Consider the following 17,961-nt stretch of genomic DNA (forward strand, 5'->3'; position numbering starts at 1 on the left):
GCTTTTTCCCCGCCCAAATGCCCGCATTGATTTCCGCTTCTCGAGCAAGAATATCGGTATAATCGACACGACTGTTATCCAGCCCTTTGCCGCTCACCACCATTTTGCCTTTTTCAACCTGAAAGCCTGTTACACGTCCATCTTCGAGCAGTGGATTACCTGTGGTCATTGTTGAGCGTGTCGCATTAATCGTGCCGCACCCATCACAATGAAGCCCATTTGGATTAGCGATGATTACTTCAGCTTTTTTTCCTGCCACTTCCAAATAACCTTTAAGTTGGGTTGGATGCGTGGACGTAACCTCATTGAGAATCACTTTTGCTTCGCCACGAGCAAGATAAGGATTGCTTTGTACCCAACCTGCTTGCTGTGTTTGTGTGTCTTTGTGGCTGTTATTAAGAATCGCCCCTTTTTTATCTACATTAAAATCTTGGTATTTATTATGAGAAAGCCCTTTATCATTCGGGGTTTGAATATTGACTTGCGGTAATCCGTTCGCTGTTTGCAACACAATAGGTTGTTGATTTTTAGGTGCGTTGGGATCGGCTTTGATAATTAAGGTTTCCGCAAATACAGACGAGGAAAAGACAAAACTCAAAGCACAGAATAAACGAAAGACAAGGGGAGTTAAGGCGGCAAAAATGGGTAGAAAATTAACCGCACTTTGCATTTGAGGCATCTCACTTTTTGCTTTGCCTTCAGCTTTTACTGGCTCTGAAATCACGGCAAGAGGTTGCAATATTTTGCTAAAAATCACACGAAACTGACGTTTATTCATAAGAAAATCCTCGTTTAAGCCTAATGCACTAAATTAAAAGGTTAAGCCGATATTAAAGCCGGTTACGGTATGCGATGTTCTAAATCCTGTCGGTTTTTTTAACGGTCTTCCCCAGAAAACATCATAATAAAAATACGTTACATTACCACGTAAGCCGATTGCTGTACCGACCAAACTATGCCCAACTTGATTTTGAGTTGACCACCCCGATACTCTGCCCTGATCAACCGCCCAATAAAAATGTTGACCGCTGTTTCCCATATTCCAAACCAACTCATTTCGCCATAACCAACCTTTTTCACCGGAAAGAGATAACTCACCGTCAAATCCACGCACCGTATAACGCCCACCAATGCTCAATCTATCTTGTTGAATAAGAGGGGTTTTATTCCATTGAGCGGACCAAGTCGTATTAAATGCCAAGGGTTGCTTCCCCATATAGAAAGGATAATTAATGTCTACCGAGGCGGTAATAATTTTAGGACGAGAAGTACCGTTTCCCCAATATTCTTCCGGTGCCGCTATGGTGCGACCTACACCTGTTCCCCATTTAAATCCTAGAGAAAGCTTCAGTGTTACTGCCTTAATATATTTAATATGGCTAAGGTTGAGTTGCCAACCAGCCATTCGGCGGCGTTGAACATCAATTTCAGCATCATCAATGTAGTTTTTCGAGTGGCGAGACCAAAACCCGCCTGAAATCGTGGTTTTACGTACCGCATCTCGATAAAGACGATATGCAAGATTTAAATTGGTTGTTTCACTACGCCCAGCATAGAGGTAAGTATTATCAAACGCCCCAAAAACATCTTGATGGTAATCCGTTTTATACAGTGAAGCAGAGAGTGTCCAATAACCAAAAGGAACAGAATAATAGAAGCCATAGTTTCTCGTTGCTCAATGAATAAAAAGTAAAGCGGGTTGATCAATCAGGGACTATATAGTTGGTTTATTTGAGAATGGCTATCTATCGTTATTCGGGCATTTATGATTAGGTTTTCCATAGTGTCAAAATTTTCTTGAATATATTGTAGAAATGATTAGAAATACGGTAAATTCAGCCTTATTATAGGTTGCGTATTTTACGAGAAAAGTTAAAATCCGGTCTTTACAAACTTTAGAATTGGTGTAAGATCGGCTCATCTGTTAAACAGTAGATCTTGTGGCGGTATTGGCTGGATATTCCACTAAGAGCTATTTAGGTTAATGGGCTATACAAGGGATTGAAAATCCCCGTGTCGGTGGTTCGATTCCGCCTCGAGGCACCATTCCTTAAGTCGTAAAATCTACTCCTCCTTAGTTCAGTCGGTAGAACGGTGGACTGTTAATCCATATGTCGCTGGTTCAAGTCCAGCAGGAGGAGCCAAATTCGTTGCTTAGTAATGTTACAGAATCATATCTAATTCCTAGTCGATACTTTATTAACAATCATTTTGTTAAGAGAGTATCAAATGAGAAATTCGAACTTATCTAAAAAACCATTCATCATTACCGTTGCCTCAACCAAAGGTGGTTCGGCAAAAAGTACCAATGCGGCGAATATCGGAGCATTTTGTGCAGATCACGGGTTGAAAACCTTACTAATTGATACCGATACGCAACCGACACTCAGTACTTATTTTTCCTTAGATTATGTTGCTTTTGGTGGTATTCATGAGTTTTTAACTTATCAAGATGTTGAGCCGAGCCATATTATTTCAAAAACCTCCCTACCTAATTTAGACCTCATTCAATCTAATGATCCGAATAATAACGTCAGTCAAATGCTGCGTAATGCACCTGATGGTGCTATTCGTTTTAGTTTTTTGCTAAAAAAATTACGAGGCTATGACCTCATTATTGTAGATACGCGTGGCACACGAGATATTACGGTAGATATGTCCGTTCTTGCTGCCGATTTATTATTTTGTCCAATTCTGCCTCATATTCTATCTGCCAAAGAATTTATTCGTGGTACGATAGGTATGTATCAGGAGCTTCAGACTTTTGAGGCTTTCGGCTTTAGGCTTCCTCCACTTAAAGCCGTACCAAACTGTGTTGATCATACGAATGATGTCAAATTTGTGCTTGGACAGCTCAAGCAGTTATTTGAGCAAAATATGAGTAAAGATAAAACACTTTTGGATTTCCATATTCCCGATAAAGTTGCCTACCGTGAAGCGGCTACTTATTCATTACCGGTTTATCGTCATAGCAAAGCTGAATATGACATTATTAAATCACTTTGTTCCCTGTTATTACCTCAATTTATCACGCACTTTGAACAAGTTCGAGGAGGTTCTAATGGGTAAGGAGAAGAACTCTTCACCGGAATTATATTCTGTGGAATCGGAATGTGCGGTGATTGGCGGTTTATTAATAAAACCGGAATATTTTGATGATGTTGACATAATATTAAAGGCGCAGGATTTTTATTTAATTCAACATCGCTATATTTTTGAAGCCATCAGTGAGTTGGCCCATAAAAATAAAGCGATTGACATGTTGACATTATCAGAACGGCTCAAAGAAAAAGCCTGCTTAGATGAGGTTGGCGGTTTGGCTTATTTAGCTGAAATGGTAAACAATACCCCATCAGCCTCCAATCTTATTACTTATGCAAACCTCGTTAAACAGTACAGCAAGCAACGTCAATTTCTGGCCTTAGGACAATTTATTCTTGGTGAAATGCGTACCCCAAAAAATGCAGAACAGCTTGACGAGCTTGCGGAGCGTATTGAAAAGCAATATACCGAGATTTCTTTAAGTCAACAGGATAAAAGTGCGGTGAATTTATCGGATGTCTTTGGTGAGATCTTTGACAGGATGGAGAAATCCACGCTAAACGCGGATCCCGTGACCGGTACACCTTTGGGAATTCAGCAAATAGATGAATTAACTACCGGCGGGCAACCGGGAGAGCTCATCATTATCGCAGCACGTCCTGCAATGGGTAAAACAGCACTTTCACTTACAGCTGCCGCAAGTATTTTAGATAAATTGGACGAGCAATCTGTGTTTTATTTCAGTCAGGAAATGCCGGCAGATCAACTTTTACAGCGTTTGATGGCGATGAAATCAAGGGTAAGCCTGCAAAAGATTCGTCGAGCGACAGAGCTTAAGGAAGAAGATTGGAGCAAACTTTCTGATTCGGTGGGGCTTATTCAACGAAACTGGAGCAAGCGTTTAATTATTGATGATGAAGGGGCATTAACGATCCCTCGATTACGTAGTAAAGTGCGTCAATATAGCCGACAATATGGCTTGCCTGCGGCGGTTTTCATTGATTATCTCCAATTAATGCGAGGTACCGGCAGAATAGAAAACCGTCACCTTGAAATCACTCAAATTTCAGGGGCATTAAAAGCCCTTGCGAAAGAATTAAATCGCCCTGTTTATGCCCTTTCTCAATTAAATCGCAGTTTGGAACAACGCACCAATAAACGCCCTGTTAATGCGGATTTACGCGAATCGGGCTCACTTGAGCAAGATGCTGATGTGATTTTGTTTATCTACCGTGATGAGGTATATCATCCGGAAAGTGTAGATCGAGGGTTGGCTGAAATCATTATAGGCAAGCAGCGTAACGGACCTTTAGGAAGCGTGAAATGCCGTTTTTATGGTGAGTTTAGTTTATTTGAAAATGAAATGAATTTAGATGGATATCGCTATGAATACTAAGAACAAAAAATTATCAGACGCTGTGGCACGCAATTTAAATGTTTCACCTATGGTGAATACCTCACCCTCTTATGTGGGAGCGGCTGTAACCCATTATCCTACAACCTCTCGGTACATTACGGTAACGTTGGATAAATTACGCCCTTATGAGCATAACCCACGCAAAACCCGTAATCCTAACTTTGAGATGATAAAAGAATCCATTCGACGTCGCGGATTAGATCATAAGCCCAATATTACCCAACGCCCGGGCGAGCCGTTTTATATCATCGCAGATGGAGGGAATACAAGGATTCAAGCTTTAAAAGAGTTATTCAGTGAAACCCAAGACCAACGTTTTTGGGCGATTGAATGCTTATATAAACCTTGGAAAGGTGAGACAGCGGACAGTGTGGAAGCGGAACTTGATTTGCTGATCGGTCATTTAATTGAGAATGACACCCGTGCAGATTTAACCTTTATTGAGAAAGCTCTAGGAATTCAGCAGGCGAAAAAGTATTACGAGAAAAAACTTGGGCGTTCATTATCAGCTCGAGAGCTTTCAAGTGAATTGGAAAATGGTGGGTATATTATTCATTATACAACTATATTAAAAATGGCAAGATGTGTTGAGTTTTTATATCCTTTTATTCCTGATGTCTTATTTAATGGCTTAGGTAATAGCCCAATAGATAAGTTGCTAGCCATTCGCAATAACTCCCTTGAAGTTTGGCAGCAATATCAATTTAAAACAGAAATTACGTTTGAAGCCATTTGGCAAAACAGTTTATCCCGTTGCAATGATGATAATCCCTTTAATGTGAAAACCTTTCAAGATGCTTTAATTAATGAGATGACGGATGCCCTTGAAGGTAAAGTCAGCTATGAAATGCTCTATATGGAAGTGGATCTGGATGAGCGTAAATTTCAGAAATTGGCGAAAAAGCAGCAAGAAATTGATGCCCAAATTCAGCATAGTGAAGAAGATGTGGCGAGATTTCAGCAACAGCAATTGGAAAAATCCCTTTCCGAGCCTGTTCAACGTATTGAGATGACAGAAACAGAAAGTACAAGTGCCATTTCTCCAGTCTCTGATGAGCATGCTGAAAATGTAGAAAAAAATGACCGCACTTTCGTGGAAGATGTCAGCATCGATAATTTAGAGACTGAAACAGTAAATGACATTGTGAATACTGAAACAGGTGATGAGGTTTCTATTTCTGAACCACTCCAAGATCTCGCCCGGCAATTTGCTCAAAATTACGGTATTACCCCCGGAATGAGTATTCAGGCTCAACGTGAGCAACAAGCCATTGCAAATGGGTTGGAGTTTGCTTGTGTCGGTCGTCAACCTGTTGCGGATATTTGGCAGGTATACCCAAGTCGTCAACATAAAGCAGAAGCCTATTCGCTTGCCTTAGATATTGCCGAGCAATTTGGGATTGATGAACTCGTTGAACACGTTGTAAACGATCCTGTCGATTACAGCTTTCAGATGAAAGCCATGGACGATTCTTTAAAAGACGATACACAACGTACAATTTATGAGTTACTCAATATGCTGCAAACACAGGATTTATCTTATGCGGAAGCCTGTTTTCTTGATACGGCATTATTGTTAGGTTCGGCAGACCGGGAACCTGAAATCGATGATATCGCCTTGGTGAAATTATTTCGACTCATTCGTCTTGTTCGTTATTTACGGGCTTCAGCTTAATGGAGGCATTATGCTTGATAATTTAAATAAAGTGATTTTAGACCACATTGTAAATAATATTCGTGAAGGCAATGTGAATACCTGCCATCACCTTGGGTTTTCAACGGCAGAGCTCAGCGAAATCCAACAGTTAAGCATTGATGAAATGTACGATATTGCCCAATCTAAAGTGCCGATTGCGGCGATTAATATCGATCATAGTGCCTTTTGGAAAATGGTCAAAATGGCACAAGTCAATTCGCAGGAACGAATGATTATTGATCGTGCCTTGCTGCTTGGTGCGTCCATTCAAATGTTGAATGCCTATTTTGGGTTAAGTACCACGAAAGTATCGGCAAGACGCAGTTTATTGGGGATTCGTGAAGAACCCGGAAGAAAAGCCACGGCAACCGATGAACAAAAGACCGTGCTATGGGAATTATGGTGTCAGCATAAAGACAGCATTCAGAATTTAGAGTCAATGGAAGGTCTGGAATTATTAATGCTGTTTGCGGAAGAAACACAAATTAATTTGACAGCGATTTGGCGTACTGTTGAGCCTTGGTATCGCAATAAAAAATAACAAAAAACTCCCCCGAGGTGAGTATCAGGCACATCGGGGGATAGAGGGGGACAGTATTACTGACTCCCCTCATTGCCTTTGTTAAGAAAGCAAGAGCATTATAACGAAATATAGACCCAAAACAAGCGGAATAATTCAATACAGGTTTTGGAGAATTAAAAATGACAATTTTTGAGCAACTCATTACACCGAACAAAACAGAACAGGGATTACTCTTTTTTGGAAATCAGCATGAAACCGTGCCGACAAGGCTACTTTATGATCCTTATTTAACTCCGCGAGCCAAATTTGCTTGGCAACTGATCAAGCATAAGGCAAGAGAGTTTCAAGGGGGATTATTTCCGTCTTACGAGGTATTGGGGAAACTGCTGTCAGATAAGCCTTACCTGAATGTGAGCCTATCTCGCAAAACCGTCAGTCAAACCTTATTGTTGTTACGCCTAACACGGTGGTTGACCCTTTGTGAAACGGTGCGTAATGAATTAGGGCAAGTAAAAGGAAATGTCTATTTATTGCACGATGAGCCTATCCCCATATTAGATGCGATTCAACTTAACGAAGATTATCTCCATTTATTACATTCTGCGACAAAACATAAAGACATCGTGGTGAGGGGGGGTCGCTACGTATATTGTCGATAATATTCTTTCAGATAAAACCCAATGGCACTATGTTTCACATATTGATTGGATGCAAGCCCGTTATCAAGATTATTGTTCTCGTTTTGGAAATGAAAAAGAGGCTGATTTTTCTTATTTAAATTTAGATACTGTGCAGCAGAATTTGCTGAGTTCCAATAAGGAACGCAGTCAAAACAGTGAGGAACTCAGTGAAAAAATGAGCAATTTGCCGAGTTCCATTAAGGAACTCAGTCAAAATACCCCAAGTTCCAATAGGGAACTCAGCCAAGAAAAACAGGGTAAGTCATTGATTTTAGGCTCAGTTCCATTAAGGAACTCAGTGAATCAGTACAAGTACAGTACAGTATTTATAAATAAATACAGTACAGGTACACCGGAAGAAATTGATTGGACACTTAACTTAAACCACTTTGAGAAACGTACTGTTGCCAAAGCAATGGAAGGGCTTGATTTAGGGCTGTGCCAAGCCATTTTGTTTGAAGCGGGCGAACGCCTTGAGAAAGGGACTATTAAGAAGCCACAGGGATATTTACTGAGCCTAGTGAGAAAAGCTCATTTAGGACAATTTAACCCCTATTTACTTGAACAACATTTGAGCCAGTGTAATCTATCAATGATGAATAAATCACTGACACATATTACTGTGCCAGAGCGGGATAAAACACCACCGCCATCATCTGTGCCAACATTGGAACAGCGGAAAGCACGTGCCGAAATGATACGTAATTTAAAAACGCAGCTTTTGAATTAAGTACAAAAATTAACCAGTGTAGAGGGGCTCTACAAAGTACAAAATTTAACCACTGTAAAGGGGCTTTACAAAGTACAAAATTTAACCACTGTAAAGGGGCTTTACAAAGTACAAAAATTAACCAGTGTAGAGGGACTCTACAAAGTACAAAAATTAACCAGTGTAGAGGGACTCTACAAAGTACAAAAATTAACCATAAAATAGGAGTATCCGTATGACAACCACCGATCTTCAAAATCAACGACCAGGACCACTACGCAGTGCCCCTGAAATTACAATCAACACCCATCATGCCTCTAAATTATGGGTAGGTCGCACAGCCATGCGAAATGAACAAGGCAAAATTATCCGTGCAGGGATCATCAGTATGCCGAATTGTTTGAGTTTATTAAGTCAAATTCAACGTGCGGCAGCGAATGATGACCCTTATGCTGATGATTATTTACTACGGTTTGAAACCAAGGTGCTGGGTTATCGTCAGGAAATGCAACAACTTGTAGAAAAAGTGAATTACCTTTATAGCGAACAAATTCCTGCTGCATTCCATATGGAAAACAGTGTGAGTATTGAGCCCGCACGTTATGCACTGACCTTTAATTCTCAACTTGGCTATCAATTAATTTTCCTTTTCTTGAAATTTGATGAGCTTGCTTGTGCGGTGATGGCAGCTTCTCATATTGCCTTAATGACCCGTAGTGAGGCTTCAGATTGGATTGAAGCTGGGGCTAAATTAATTCGTCAGTGTTTTGGATTGGTTGAAAATTATCGCCATTCAGGGATTACTCGTCGCGATGCAATTGAAAATAATGCACGCTATAAAGCAGCAATAAAACGGATGAAGTATGAGTTATCCCCTGAAATCTTATCTGGGGAAAAACGTGCAAATTTTGCTCCGGTTATAAAAAATACCTCATTATCTGAGGCTGAACCGGAACAAGATGAATTTGTTGAGAATGGCTCAGAGTAATCAAATAACATAAGAATGACGCAGTGCTAAGAGGGAAAGAATGAAAAATGAGTTAATTCCAAAAAGTATGTACCGTGATTTAGCGGTGCATACCCCACTTAATTTGGTATTGAAACAGTTTTTTAGTGAGATAGCTGATATTGAGGATTGTGAGCAATTACAGCTATCACTTTATCAGGTGAGAGAGTATTTAATCAGCCAACATCAAGATATTGTCAAAAAATTAAGAAGTAATGATATTACAAAAGCCTTAGGGTTTCGTTTAATGCAGGACAAAGCTTCTTCCTCAGGTGGGCATTTTTTACGTTGGCGTATCACTACTGGGAAAACTAATCAATCCGCTGAAAAAGGCAAGTTGATTTGGAAAGGACTTATTGAAGATAAAGCAATATCTGATAGCATTAAAAAACGCATTGCTCAGATGGAAAAAGAACGATTAGTGCTGAATATGCAAATGTCGGTATTAAATTCGATGATGAGACAATTATCCGCAACTATTGATAAATTAGCTGAAGTTGAAGACCTTTCTCAAGGTGAAATATCGTCTAATTAAAGAGTTTGTAAAGGCTGGATTTTCAAGTTTGTACTCATTGGATTTTCAAGGTTTGTACTCGCTGGATACAAAAGGCCTTTTAAAGGTAAGGGGACAAGCCCCTTACCTTAACGAAAAAAGGAGCCTTTCCTTTAAATTGGAATAAGTTATGAAATTTGATATTGATTCTTTATTAAATAGTCCGGTTTATGAAGAAATGAGAACACCACTTTTCTTGCGTGTGATTAAAAATCCGCCTCCTTGGGCATTTGATATTATTCAACCTTGGGAAGATCCTTATCGCTCTCTTATGGGAGCATTTGTTCGTCGTCACTATTGGACGTCACAAGGTTCAATTAATGTATTTCAAGTGATAGGAACAGCTCATCAACAATACCAAAATCGCCCCTGGATGGATTTATTAACATCCGGTAAGCGAATGGATATTAACCTTCCTCTGCAAGATAAGAAGCCGGAATATTATCGGGCAACAGAAAATAAATCACCGTCAATGTATTTTAATACCCTTGATGGAATGAATTACTACATTGGTCAAGATGGTAATCATCGAACTTGTATTGCAAAATTTATGTTTTATGAAACCGGTGAGACCCAGTTACATGGTGTCACTATCAATCATTATGATATTGATGAGATGTTTTACCAAATGTATTGCGAACTAAATGATAAAATTAAACGCTTTGGTTTGCCGGTTATTCTGACAGCTGAGTCAAAATTAATAAAACGAGAAGATACAGCCGGTTGGATGATTGATTATTTTCAACCTTATTTGATTTGGAAGGAATATGATGAAGAAAGTCATCATGAATTACTCGAAGAATTAAATTTTGAACAAGCCAAAAAAAAGCTCGTTGAAGTCACATCCCGGCTATCGCTAAAAAAACAAACAAAAGATGTGCAAAAATCGTTATTACAGCGGTTTAAGTCTTATTTATTCAAGGGGTAATTTATGATTAATGTAAAAATGACGTTTACAGTCGAAATTGATGGTGAAACCATTGTTCAGCATCAAATTAAAGAACAGGCAGAAAAACGCTCTTACTTTTCACAAGAGCGTAAATTAACGAAAGAAATTATAAATAGGATGAATGAGTTTCATTCTGAAAGATGGCTCGACGCAAGACCTTGGGACAATTTTACAATAGATAAAAATCCGTAGGTATTATCGATTACAGATTTTATAAATAGCTTTTGCTAAGGTATTTAGTTTAATCGCAATAAAATCTTCCTGAGAATAGGGTGATTTATTCCATTTTTTTATAAGGTCGTTTGGATTTCTTTCTCCTAAATCTAGTGACAAGAGATTTGAGGCTGCAATAACGGCTTCACCAAAGGTAATACTAAGTTTTTCTGACATATTGATTTTCCTATTTTTGTTGTGGTAGATAAAAATGGAAATTCAATATACCACATTGAGTCGGTGTGGCTAAATAAGCGACTCACATATTGGAAATTCATTCCAACAGAATTTTAATTAAATGATTTTTTCTTTACTCGAATCAAGTTTAATAAACCTAATTTAATTCGTTGAAGGAGTAAATACGATGGCCGGTATTAATAAAGTGATTATCGTGGGAAACCTTGGTGCAGGGGACAAGCCCCTTACCTTAACGAAAAATGGCGTAACTTTTAGTAGAATATACGGTAATCAGGAAGTTAATTATGAATAATGTAAAAATTACATTTAGTATTGAAATTGATGGTGAAACGATTATTTCACATCAAATTGAAGCTCAAGCGGAAAAACGTACTTGTTTTTCTCAAGAGCGTCAACTCGCTAAAGAGGTTATCGATAAAATGAATGAATTTCATTCTGAGAGATGGATTAATGCAAAACCTTGGGCTGATTTGGAAGAACTAAAAAAGCAAAACCCCAAGGAACTGAGTTTTGCTTTGAAAAATCAGCTAAGCAGCTCAATAATTATCTAAAATTGAAATTGAATTACCCCCTTTATTCCTGGCTAAAATCACGTTTAATACAGATAACGTCAATTATCGATCATTTGTGAGGACAACATTATGGCAGGGATTAATAAAGTGATTATTGTCGGGAATCTTGGTGCAGATCCAGAAGTGAGAACAATGCCAAATGGCGAAGCGGTTTCCAATATTAGTGTGGCAACTAGCGAAAGTTGGACAGATAAAACGACTGGTGAAAAACGTGAATTAACCGAATGGCACCGTATTGTATTTTATCGTCGCCAAGCGGAGATTGTAGGAGAGTATTTACGCAAAGGCTCAAAAGTCTATGTTGAAGGACGTTTAAGAACCCGTAAATGGCAAGATCAAAATGGGCAAGATCGATATATGACTGAAATCCAAGGGGATGTACTACAAATGCTGGATAGCTGCCCTGAACGTAATCAAGGTGGACAAGCTCCGCAAGGACGCAATATGCAACCGGGACGTAACCAATATGCTCAAAACAGTCAACCTGCTTATCAAACTCCACAAAATCAAACTGCAGCTTCTCAGCCCGCACCATTGCCTAGCATTGATGATCAGATTCCGTTTTGAGTTGTGATTTAATTATTTTAAGGTAGAGTGAAATTCCATTCTAGCTAGCAATTCGGAGTTGATATGATGAAAACATTGAAAATTACAACCGCACTTTTTATGTTGGGAATTATCACCGGCTGCGCAGAACTTTCTGCAATCAACCAAAAAGTGGGCGATTGGGCAGGAGAAATCAATCGTACGCTCAACGCAGATAAACAACAATTCTCGGATACCTTAACCTCTAAACGAGATATTGATACCCTGTATGTACGCATTAAGCGTAATGTAGGGTTTGAAACAATGGAAGAAATGTTGAAATGCGATCCTGAATCAAATAAGAATTGTGCCTGGAAAAAAGCTGCAATTGCCGAAGGCGGCTATGTTCATGAAAAAACGCCGGGCGTTTATTATCGAATGGCGGATTCTTTTGGTAATGAGGGGCGGTATTATGTCGCAGTTACCCTAGAAAAAGAGGGCAAAAATACCCTTATTTCTTGGCGGGTGAAAGGGTCTCAAGACTTTGCCAATCAAATAAAAGCGGATATTTTAAAAGCGGCTAAATAGGTTTGTTTGCTCTAAAACCTCAGTGTTGCCCAATCTTGATGATTGGGCTTTTTTGTTTGCTCATAAGGTAGTAAATGTTATGATTGAACGTAGTTAGATATAGGAGGTGCTATGGATAGAATAAAGTTTGATCAAAATGATAATCAAAATTACCCTATAGATAAAAATCTTTTTGAGAAAAAGACGCGTAAATCCAAACTATTTAATCGTAAAAATGCTTCCAATGAAATTAATCAATATGCTATCTGTCCTGCTTGTAATGGACCTGTACAGGTTATCGGACTCTACAAAAAACTGCTTAATACAGATAAACCTTATGGTAAGCATATTAATTATTCTTTATCGGGATTAGCAACTTATTATCAGGCAGATTATGATTTTTGTCCCTACCGTGCTAAAAGACAAGAATATGATAAAGAGACCAGAAAAGCTGAAGTTAATCCTCTTGTTCTTTCAATTATCCAAAAGCTTGTTCTAAATTTTGACCGTATGATTTATCTGATTTCTAAATACACGGGAATATATATCAGTAAATCATTTGCATAAAAAAAAAAAAAAAAAAAATTGGATCCAAATATATTGAAATATTATACATTTGATCAAAATAAATTAAGTGAAAAAAATAAGAGAAAGTAATAAAGTACTTCTTGGAATAGCAAAAGAAGTCGCACAAGAGAAAGGTTTTACTTTTTAAATCCGGTGAGATGGAATTTCTACTATTTTAGATATTTCGTCCCACCAAGTTTCATGAATAGGTGGTATCACATTTTCGTTTTCAGCAAATTTCAAACATTCAAGTAAGGTAGATAAGCTAAGAGAGAAATGATGGTGATTGTCCTGTAATGAAAAAATAATAGGCTCATCACATTGATGGCATTCCGGTGATTTTACATTATTAAGAATAGCTCGATTTGATAATACGTCATTATGATGTTTTTTCATTAAATGCTCTCCTAGTTAATACGAATTGAGTAATAACGAACTTTATCATAGGAATAGAATAAAGCTCGTTATTAATTCAATTTAGTCATAAGAGAAAAAATGGTTGTTTATGCGAAAGAGATTTTATTTAATTATCGGAAATATAATTAAATGAACACTTATTATGTCATCTTCTCCTTATCCACGGATACCCGAACAAGTTTTGCTTGACTATCAAATTGAATTAGAAAATTGGGTGCTTTCAGCCTCAATTGATGAAATTAGAGATTATTTTGTTATTCTCCACGGAGGAGTATTTCCTGATGATTGGCATAATTGTGTAAGTCGTCACCAAAATAATTCAAGCGGAAATTTAGAACATATTTCATCATGTGAACAATGCCAATACCTGCTGTTAGCTATTCATACAATGAGCAGTTGTCGAAAAGAGCTGAAATCATTATTTGTGAATAGGATCTGAAAAACTCTCTTATATTTCATGACAATTAATCATCATTTTTACATTAAAAGTAATTTAAATTCAATCTAATTGATTAGAAAGTCATGCCTGGAATGACTATTTTTATAAAAGGATAAATAATGAAACTCTTTCTATGCGAAAAACCCAGTCAAGGACGGGATATTGCAAAAGTTTTGGGGGCAACACAAAAAGGGGAAGGATATTTATCTACAGCTGATGGCACAATCGTTGTGACTTGGGCAAGAGGACATTTAGTTGAGCAATTTTCGCCAGAACAATACGATCCTGCCCTTAAAGCGTGGCGATTAGATACCCTCCCGATTATTCCTTCCCAATGGCAGGTTTCCCCTAAACCCGATGCAAAAAAAGAATATAAAACCGTGATGACATTGCTGAAAAAAGCACGCACGGTGGTGATTTCAACCGATATTGATCGTGAAGGGGAAACTATCGCCCGTGAGTTATTAGACATTGCGGGTTATCGTGGACATATTCAGCGACTATGGATCACCGCACTTGATGAAATCAGTGTGCGTAAAGCACTCAGCCGGCTTAAAACCAATGAAGAAACCTTGCCGCTTTATTATGCCGGGCTTGCGCGTAGTCGGGCAGATTGGTTAATCGGAATGAATTTTAGTCGAATGTTTACGCTTCTGGCACAACAACAAGGTTATCAAGGTCCACCTCTTTCGGTGGGACGGGTGCAAAGCCCCACATTGGCACTGGTGGTGAATCGAGATAAGGAAATTGCTCATTTTGTTCCTACTCCTCATTATGCTTTGTTGGTTCAGGTAAGCGGTGACAATACTTCTTCTTTTGATGCAACGCTTCTTGTACCGGAACAATATTGTGATGAAGAGAAGCGTTGTTTAGACATAAAGGTGCTTCAGCAAGCAGATCAACAGATTCGTCAAGCGGGTCAACTGCGTGTGCAGAATGTAGAAACGAAACGGGAAAAAGAAAGTCCGCCGTTACTTTTTGCATTAAGTGATTTGCAGGCAGAATGTAATCGCCTTTATGATTTAGGGACGCAACAAGTGCTTGATATTGCACAATCCCTCTATGAAAAACACAAAGCAACTACCTATCCACGTACAGATTGCGGTTATCTCCCTGAAGCACAATTACTTGAAGTGCCTCAGGTCATTAACAGTCTTATGCGTTCAGATCCCAAGTTACAACCTTTGCGGGTACAGCTTAATTTGAACCAAAAATCCCGCGCTTGGAATGATAAAAAAATTACCGCTCACCACGGGATTATTCCCACAACACAGCCGGTTGATATTGCTAAAATGAACGAGAATGAGTTTAACGTTTATGACTTAATTCGTCGGCGTTATCTCGCACAATTTTTACCGCACTTTGAAGTGGATAAAACCCGGGTTAGGTTATCTTGTGGAGAGTATCAATGCATCGCAAAAGGTCAAGTGATTGTGGTTGCAGGTTGGAAAGCATTGTTTCGGGCATCTAAAGATGAGCAGGGAGATAAACAAGGTTTGCCAATACTGAATAGTGGACAAATGTTGAAGGTGATGAATACGGAAGTAAAATCACTTAAAACCACACCGCCTGCACACTATACGGAAGGCACGTTGCTCACGGCAATGGTGAATGTCGCCCGTTTTGTTACAGATGAACGACTAAAGAAACAATTACGCGAAACGGAAGGACTCGGGACAGAGGCTACTCGGGCAAGTATTATGAAAACCCTTTATGATCGCGGTTATATCAAGAAAAAAGGGAAATCCATTGTGGCGACAGATGCGGGCGTGATGTTGATTGATAATTTACCGACGGTATTAAAAGATCCGGGGTTAACGGCATTATGGGAACAAGCATTAAATCAAATTGCCGAGAACCAAATGAGCTTGCAGGAATTTATGCAAAAGCAAGAACAATTTATCTGCCATCTTATTCAAACCTGTGGACATCAAGGTATCAAAATGGACAATATCGATATAAAAAAATGCCCACAATGCGGTAAGCCACTTCGAAAAATGAAAGGAAAAAACGGGGATTTTTGGGGCTGTACGGGTTATCCGACATGCAAATATATTGAATCGAGTGCGAAAAGAAAAACATCTGCCGGAAAAGTTACCCCTGTCAACCTTTCACAACAATTTGCAAATTTGCGTCAATCCGTCAAATAAGGTAGTATGGTAGCCAAAAGTAAACCGTTTTAACATTGTCGGTCATCAATGTTGTGCCGAAATACCCTTAGCACTCTGAAAAAGGGTTCTGTGATACCGGGAGTGTGTGTTTTATCTTTTTATCGACAATAGCGTGATTATTGCTAAGTCTTGATAGCATTTTATTAAATGGTATGACGACTTAGCAATACGTTGCTTCTTTCTCTTGGCCAGAGCCCACTGGTGAAAAATTGGGTGCCCTTTGTATCAATTGAGATGCCTCCGTTGTACTGATTAAAGACCACAATGTAATCAGGTAGATGAGATAAGAAATCAGACATTGTAACGAAGATGGGATGATTTCAAAAATCCGTTTATATTGGTCAATTTTCCACAATCTTTTTTCAGATTGTCATCTTAAAAAGCAAATAAGCCATTGATGAAATGTGTCATCAATGGCTTATTTGTTTTTGTAAGGCAAAATTATTTTATTTGTCTTTTTAATTTTTGCTATGAAATTATGGGGTATTTGCGGTTAAATGGAGATATTAAGTCGCTACTTTGTAGCTCTTAAAAGTTGCCAAACACTTGAAAGAGCAACGGACTAGCCCGCTGTGGTAGTTGTGTTAACACCAGCCGAAATGTCATCAGCATTCTGAAAAGATGACTCTGTGAAAAACAGGAATGCCACCTCATCTGTTTAACCCTAGCGGGGAACATTTTTCCCGTGTTGGGTAAGAGTGTTTCTCCGCTTTTTTTATTTTTACTTTAGGAGAAACATTATGTCTACTCAAAATTCACAACAAGTGAAATATTTCAATCTTCACACAACAGGCTTAGGTTATTTAAACAATATTCGTTTAGTTGAGCCGAAAAAAGGAACACCTTTTCAAAAAGGAAAACCTTTCTACTCTTGCGATATTGCCGCATTAGTAGGAGATTCTTCTCAGCCTGAATACCGTTTTTTCAACTGTAATGTTGCCGGGAAAGATACGGAAAATCTGGTTAAACGTTGTCAAGATGCTGTAAATGCTAACAAAAAAGTCCTGATTGCATTTGTGATGTCAGACCTTCGGTTTGATACTTTTACCTATCAAAAAGAGGGGAAAAATCACAAGAAAGGCGATACAGGCGTGGCATTGAAAGGTCGCTTGATTAACATCAAGATGATTAAAATTGATGGTGAGCTCAAATATACCAGCCCTACTGAAGCAAAGACAGAAAATGTTGAAAATGCCGAAGTAGAATTAGCCACACCAAACGCTTAATCATTACACTCAACGGAAAGACTGGCACGTTTGTCAGCCTTTTTCTTTATCCTCATTTTTCTTTTTAGCAGGAGAATACAATGAAAAAAGGTATTTATGTTAACGGAAAACCTGTCTTCACTCAGATTGCTCACGGCAATGTGAAAAATATGGTTGCCTCATCACAAACTATTTCAATAGAGAATGGACAAGTGTCAATTCAAGCCCCACAGATTAGCATTGATGGTCAGGTGATTGTGCTTGAAAAGGCACCCGTCTTACACATTGAAGTCTTTGGCAATGTAAATCACATTGATGCAGGCAATGTCACTGATATTGCGGTAACAGGTAATGTCGAACGCATTGAAACGGTCAATGGTGATGTGTCGATACACGGCGATGTGTCAGGTAGTGTTAAAACCGTGAATGGTGATGTACAAGCACAACGGATACAGGGGGCAGTTAATACGGTTTCAGGTGATATTTATCGCGATGATTAATCGTTGATTGTC

Annotated in this window: 20 protein-coding genes, 1 tRNA gene and 1 pseudogene; 18 read left to right on the forward strand and 4 right to left on the reverse strand. The window is 38.7% G+C overall.

Annotation, left to right across the window (positions count from 1 at the left end; all coding sequences use genetic code 11):
- Both CFY87_RS00005 and CFY87_RS00010 read right to left on the reverse strand, forming a co-directional pair.
- The coding region (locus CFY87_RS00005) for a two-partner secretion domain-containing protein (RefSeq protein ID WP_143226148.1) at positions 1-778 on the reverse strand (778 nt) is incomplete at its 3' end.
- A gap of 33 nt (positions 779-811) precedes the next feature.
- Positions 812-1,675, reverse strand: a pseudogene (locus CFY87_RS00010) (ShlB/FhaC/HecB family hemolysin secretion/activation protein); the annotation flags it as partial.
- Positions 1,676-2,068: 393 nt separating this feature from the next.
- On the opposite strand from CFY87_RS00010, the gene CFY87_RS00015 reads away from it, so the two are divergent.
- The 11 genes from CFY87_RS00015 to CFY87_RS00060 all read left to right on the forward strand — a co-directional run bounded on the left by CFY87_RS00015 (position 2,069) and on the right by CFY87_RS00060 (position 10,767).
- Positions 2,069-2,144 (forward strand) — tRNA-Asn (locus CFY87_RS00015).
- Between the two features lie 85 nt (positions 2,145-2,229).
- On the forward strand, positions 2,230-3,069 hold the full coding sequence (locus CFY87_RS00020) for a ParA family protein (protein ID WP_094945294.1): 840 nt from the start codon (positions 2,230-2,232) through the stop codon (positions 3,067-3,069).
- Positions 3,062-4,438, forward strand: a complete 1,377-nt coding sequence (dnaB, locus tag CFY87_RS00025) for a replicative DNA helicase (RefSeq protein ID WP_094945295.1) — start codon at positions 3,062-3,064, stop codon at positions 4,436-4,438. The genes CFY87_RS00020 and dnaB overlap by 8 nt, the downstream gene beginning before the upstream one ends.
- The gene (locus CFY87_RS00030; protein WP_419670231.1) at positions 4,428-6,134 is read left to right on the forward strand and encodes a ParB family protein; all 1,707 of its coding nucleotides are present in this window, start codon (positions 4,428-4,430) and stop codon (positions 6,132-6,134) included. The genes dnaB and CFY87_RS00030 overlap by 11 nt, the downstream gene beginning before the upstream one ends.
- Before the next feature lie 10 nt (positions 6,135-6,144).
- Positions 6,145-6,696, forward strand: coding sequence for a DUF2857 domain-containing protein (locus tag CFY87_RS00035; protein ID WP_094945297.1), 552 nt, complete (start codon positions 6,145-6,147; stop codon positions 6,694-6,696).
- A 161-nt stretch (positions 6,697-6,857) separates the two neighbouring features.
- Positions 6,858-7,337 (forward strand): STY4528 family pathogenicity island replication protein, encoded by a 480-nt coding sequence (locus tag CFY87_RS11985; protein WP_236757296.1) that lies wholly within the window; start codon positions 6,858-6,860, stop codon positions 7,335-7,337.
- A gap of 49 nt (positions 7,338-7,386) precedes the next feature.
- On the forward strand, positions 7,387-8,088 hold the full coding sequence (locus CFY87_RS11990; RefSeq protein WP_236757297.1) for a hypothetical protein: 702 nt from the start codon (positions 7,387-7,389) through the stop codon (positions 8,086-8,088).
- A gap of 214 nt (positions 8,089-8,302) precedes the next feature.
- Complete coding sequence (locus tag CFY87_RS00045; RefSeq protein WP_094945298.1) at positions 8,303-9,055, forward strand: PFL_4669 family integrating conjugative element protein; 753 nt, start codon at positions 8,303-8,305, stop codon at positions 9,053-9,055.
- 40 nt (positions 9,056-9,095) lie between these two features.
- Positions 9,096-9,608 carry a DUF3158 family protein gene (locus tag CFY87_RS00050; RefSeq protein WP_094945299.1) on the forward strand — a complete coding sequence of 171 codons (513 nt, stop codon included), beginning with the start codon at positions 9,096-9,098 and terminating at the stop codon, positions 9,606-9,608.
- A 148-nt stretch (positions 9,609-9,756) separates the two neighbouring features.
- Entirely contained in the window at positions 9,757-10,554 is a 798-nt protein-coding gene (locus CFY87_RS00055) for a hypothetical protein (protein ID WP_094945300.1), read from the forward strand.
- Between the two features lie 3 nt (positions 10,555-10,557).
- Entirely contained in the window at positions 10,558-10,767 is a 210-nt protein-coding gene (locus tag CFY87_RS00060; protein WP_011609870.1) for a hypothetical protein, read from the forward strand.
- A gap of 3 nt (positions 10,768-10,770) precedes the next feature.
- Here the strand turns inward: CFY87_RS00060 and CFY87_RS00065 are convergent, their stop codons facing one another.
- Complete coding sequence (locus tag CFY87_RS00065) at positions 10,771-10,965, reverse strand: hypothetical protein (RefSeq protein ID WP_094945301.1); 195 nt, start codon at positions 10,963-10,965, stop codon at positions 10,771-10,773.
- 305 nt (positions 10,966-11,270) lie between these two features.
- Between CFY87_RS00065 and CFY87_RS00070 the strand changes: the two genes are divergently transcribed.
- From CFY87_RS00070 to CFY87_RS00085, 4 genes are all read left to right on the forward strand, one after another.
- Positions 11,271-11,537 (forward strand): hypothetical protein, encoded by a 267-nt coding sequence (locus tag CFY87_RS00070; protein ID WP_094945302.1) that lies wholly within the window; start codon positions 11,271-11,273, stop codon positions 11,535-11,537.
- A 90-nt stretch (positions 11,538-11,627) separates the two neighbouring features.
- Positions 11,628-12,125, forward strand: coding sequence for a single-stranded DNA-binding protein (ssb, locus tag CFY87_RS00075; RefSeq protein WP_094945303.1), 498 nt, complete (start codon positions 11,628-11,630; stop codon positions 12,123-12,125).
- A 63-nt stretch (positions 12,126-12,188) separates the two neighbouring features.
- The gene (locus CFY87_RS00080; RefSeq protein ID WP_094945304.1) at positions 12,189-12,671 is read left to right on the forward strand and encodes a hypothetical protein; all 483 of its coding nucleotides are present in this window, start codon (positions 12,189-12,191) and stop codon (positions 12,669-12,671) included.
- Between the two features lie 111 nt (positions 12,672-12,782).
- The gene (locus CFY87_RS00085; protein WP_094945305.1) at positions 12,783-13,217 is read left to right on the forward strand and encodes a hypothetical protein; all 435 of its coding nucleotides are present in this window, start codon (positions 12,783-12,785) and stop codon (positions 13,215-13,217) included.
- Between the two features lie 144 nt (positions 13,218-13,361).
- Here the strand turns inward: CFY87_RS00085 and CFY87_RS00090 are convergent, their stop codons facing one another.
- Positions 13,362-13,613 (reverse strand): hypothetical protein, encoded by a 252-nt coding sequence (locus CFY87_RS00090; protein WP_011609877.1) that lies wholly within the window; start codon positions 13,611-13,613, stop codon positions 13,362-13,364.
- A 579-nt stretch (positions 13,614-14,192) separates the two neighbouring features.
- Between CFY87_RS00090 and CFY87_RS00095 the strand changes: the two genes are divergently transcribed.
- From CFY87_RS00095 to CFY87_RS00105, 3 genes are all read left to right on the forward strand, one after another.
- A complete protein-coding gene (locus CFY87_RS00095; RefSeq protein WP_094945306.1) occupies positions 14,193-16,223 on the forward strand; it encodes a DNA topoisomerase III in 2,031 nt (676 codons plus the stop codon).
- Positions 16,224-16,984: 761 nt separating this feature from the next.
- Positions 16,985-17,470 carry an STY4534 family ICE replication protein gene (locus CFY87_RS00100; protein WP_094945307.1) on the forward strand — a complete coding sequence of 162 codons (486 nt, stop codon included), beginning with the start codon at positions 16,985-16,987 and terminating at the stop codon, positions 17,468-17,470.
- Positions 17,471-17,550: 80 nt separating this feature from the next.
- On the forward strand, positions 17,551-17,949 hold the full coding sequence (locus CFY87_RS00105) for a hypothetical protein (RefSeq protein ID WP_094945308.1): 399 nt from the start codon (positions 17,551-17,553) through the stop codon (positions 17,947-17,949).
- The last annotated feature ends 12 nt before the right edge of the window (positions 17,950-17,961 follow it).

The organism is Actinobacillus seminis, assembly GCF_002263215.1.
GTDB lineage: Bacteria > Pseudomonadota > Gammaproteobacteria > Enterobacterales > Pasteurellaceae > Actinobacillus_B > Actinobacillus_B seminis.

What these genes read in the sequence shown, in the direction of transcription:
- CFY87_RS00020 (WP_094945294.1), top strand. Translation starts at nt 2,230, where the DNA reads ATGAGAAATTCGAACTTATCTAAAAAACCATTCATCATTACCGTTGCC.
- dnaB (WP_094945295.1), top strand. Translation starts at nt 3,062, where the DNA reads ATGGGTAAGGAGAAGAACTCTTCACCGGAATTATATTCTGTGGAATCG.
- CFY87_RS00030 (WP_419670231.1), top strand. Translation starts at nt 4,428, where the DNA reads ATGAATACTAAGAACAAAAAATTATCAGACGCTGTGGCACGCAATTTA.
- CFY87_RS00035 (WP_094945297.1), top strand. Translation starts at nt 6,145, where the DNA reads ATGCTTGATAATTTAAATAAAGTGATTTTAGACCACATTGTAAATAAT.
- CFY87_RS11985 (WP_236757296.1), top strand. Translation starts at nt 6,858, where the DNA reads ATGACAATTTTTGAGCAACTCATTACACCGAACAAAACAGAACAGGGA.
- CFY87_RS11990 (WP_236757297.1), top strand. Translation starts at nt 7,387, where the DNA reads ATGCAAGCCCGTTATCAAGATTATTGTTCTCGTTTTGGAAATGAAAAA.
- CFY87_RS00045 (WP_094945298.1), top strand. Translation starts at nt 8,303, where the DNA reads ATGACAACCACCGATCTTCAAAATCAACGACCAGGACCACTACGCAGT.
- CFY87_RS00050 (WP_094945299.1), top strand. Translation starts at nt 9,096, where the DNA reads ATGAAAAATGAGTTAATTCCAAAAAGTATGTACCGTGATTTAGCGGTG.
- CFY87_RS00055 (WP_094945300.1), top strand. Translation starts at nt 9,757, where the DNA reads ATGAAATTTGATATTGATTCTTTATTAAATAGTCCGGTTTATGAAGAA.
- CFY87_RS00060 (WP_011609870.1), top strand. Translation starts at nt 10,558, where the DNA reads ATGATTAATGTAAAAATGACGTTTACAGTCGAAATTGATGGTGAAACC.
- CFY87_RS00065 (WP_094945301.1), bottom strand. Translation starts at nt 10,965, where the DNA reads ATGTCAGAAAAACTTAGTATTACCTTTGGTGAAGCCGTTATTGCAGCC.
- CFY87_RS00070 (WP_094945302.1), top strand. Translation starts at nt 11,271, where the DNA reads ATGAATAATGTAAAAATTACATTTAGTATTGAAATTGATGGTGAAACG.
- ssb (WP_094945303.1), top strand. Translation starts at nt 11,628, where the DNA reads ATGGCAGGGATTAATAAAGTGATTATTGTCGGGAATCTTGGTGCAGAT.
- CFY87_RS00080 (WP_094945304.1), top strand. Translation starts at nt 12,189, where the DNA reads ATGATGAAAACATTGAAAATTACAACCGCACTTTTTATGTTGGGAATT.
- CFY87_RS00085 (WP_094945305.1), top strand. Translation starts at nt 12,783, where the DNA reads ATGGATAGAATAAAGTTTGATCAAAATGATAATCAAAATTACCCTATA.
- CFY87_RS00090 (WP_011609877.1), bottom strand. Translation starts at nt 13,613, where the DNA reads ATGAAAAAACATCATAATGACGTATTATCAAATCGAGCTATTCTTAAT.
- CFY87_RS00095 (WP_094945306.1), top strand. Translation starts at nt 14,193, where the DNA reads ATGAAACTCTTTCTATGCGAAAAACCCAGTCAAGGACGGGATATTGCA.
- CFY87_RS00100 (WP_094945307.1), top strand. Translation starts at nt 16,985, where the DNA reads ATGTCTACTCAAAATTCACAACAAGTGAAATATTTCAATCTTCACACA.
- CFY87_RS00105 (WP_094945308.1), top strand. Translation starts at nt 17,551, where the DNA reads ATGAAAAAAGGTATTTATGTTAACGGAAAACCTGTCTTCACTCAGATT.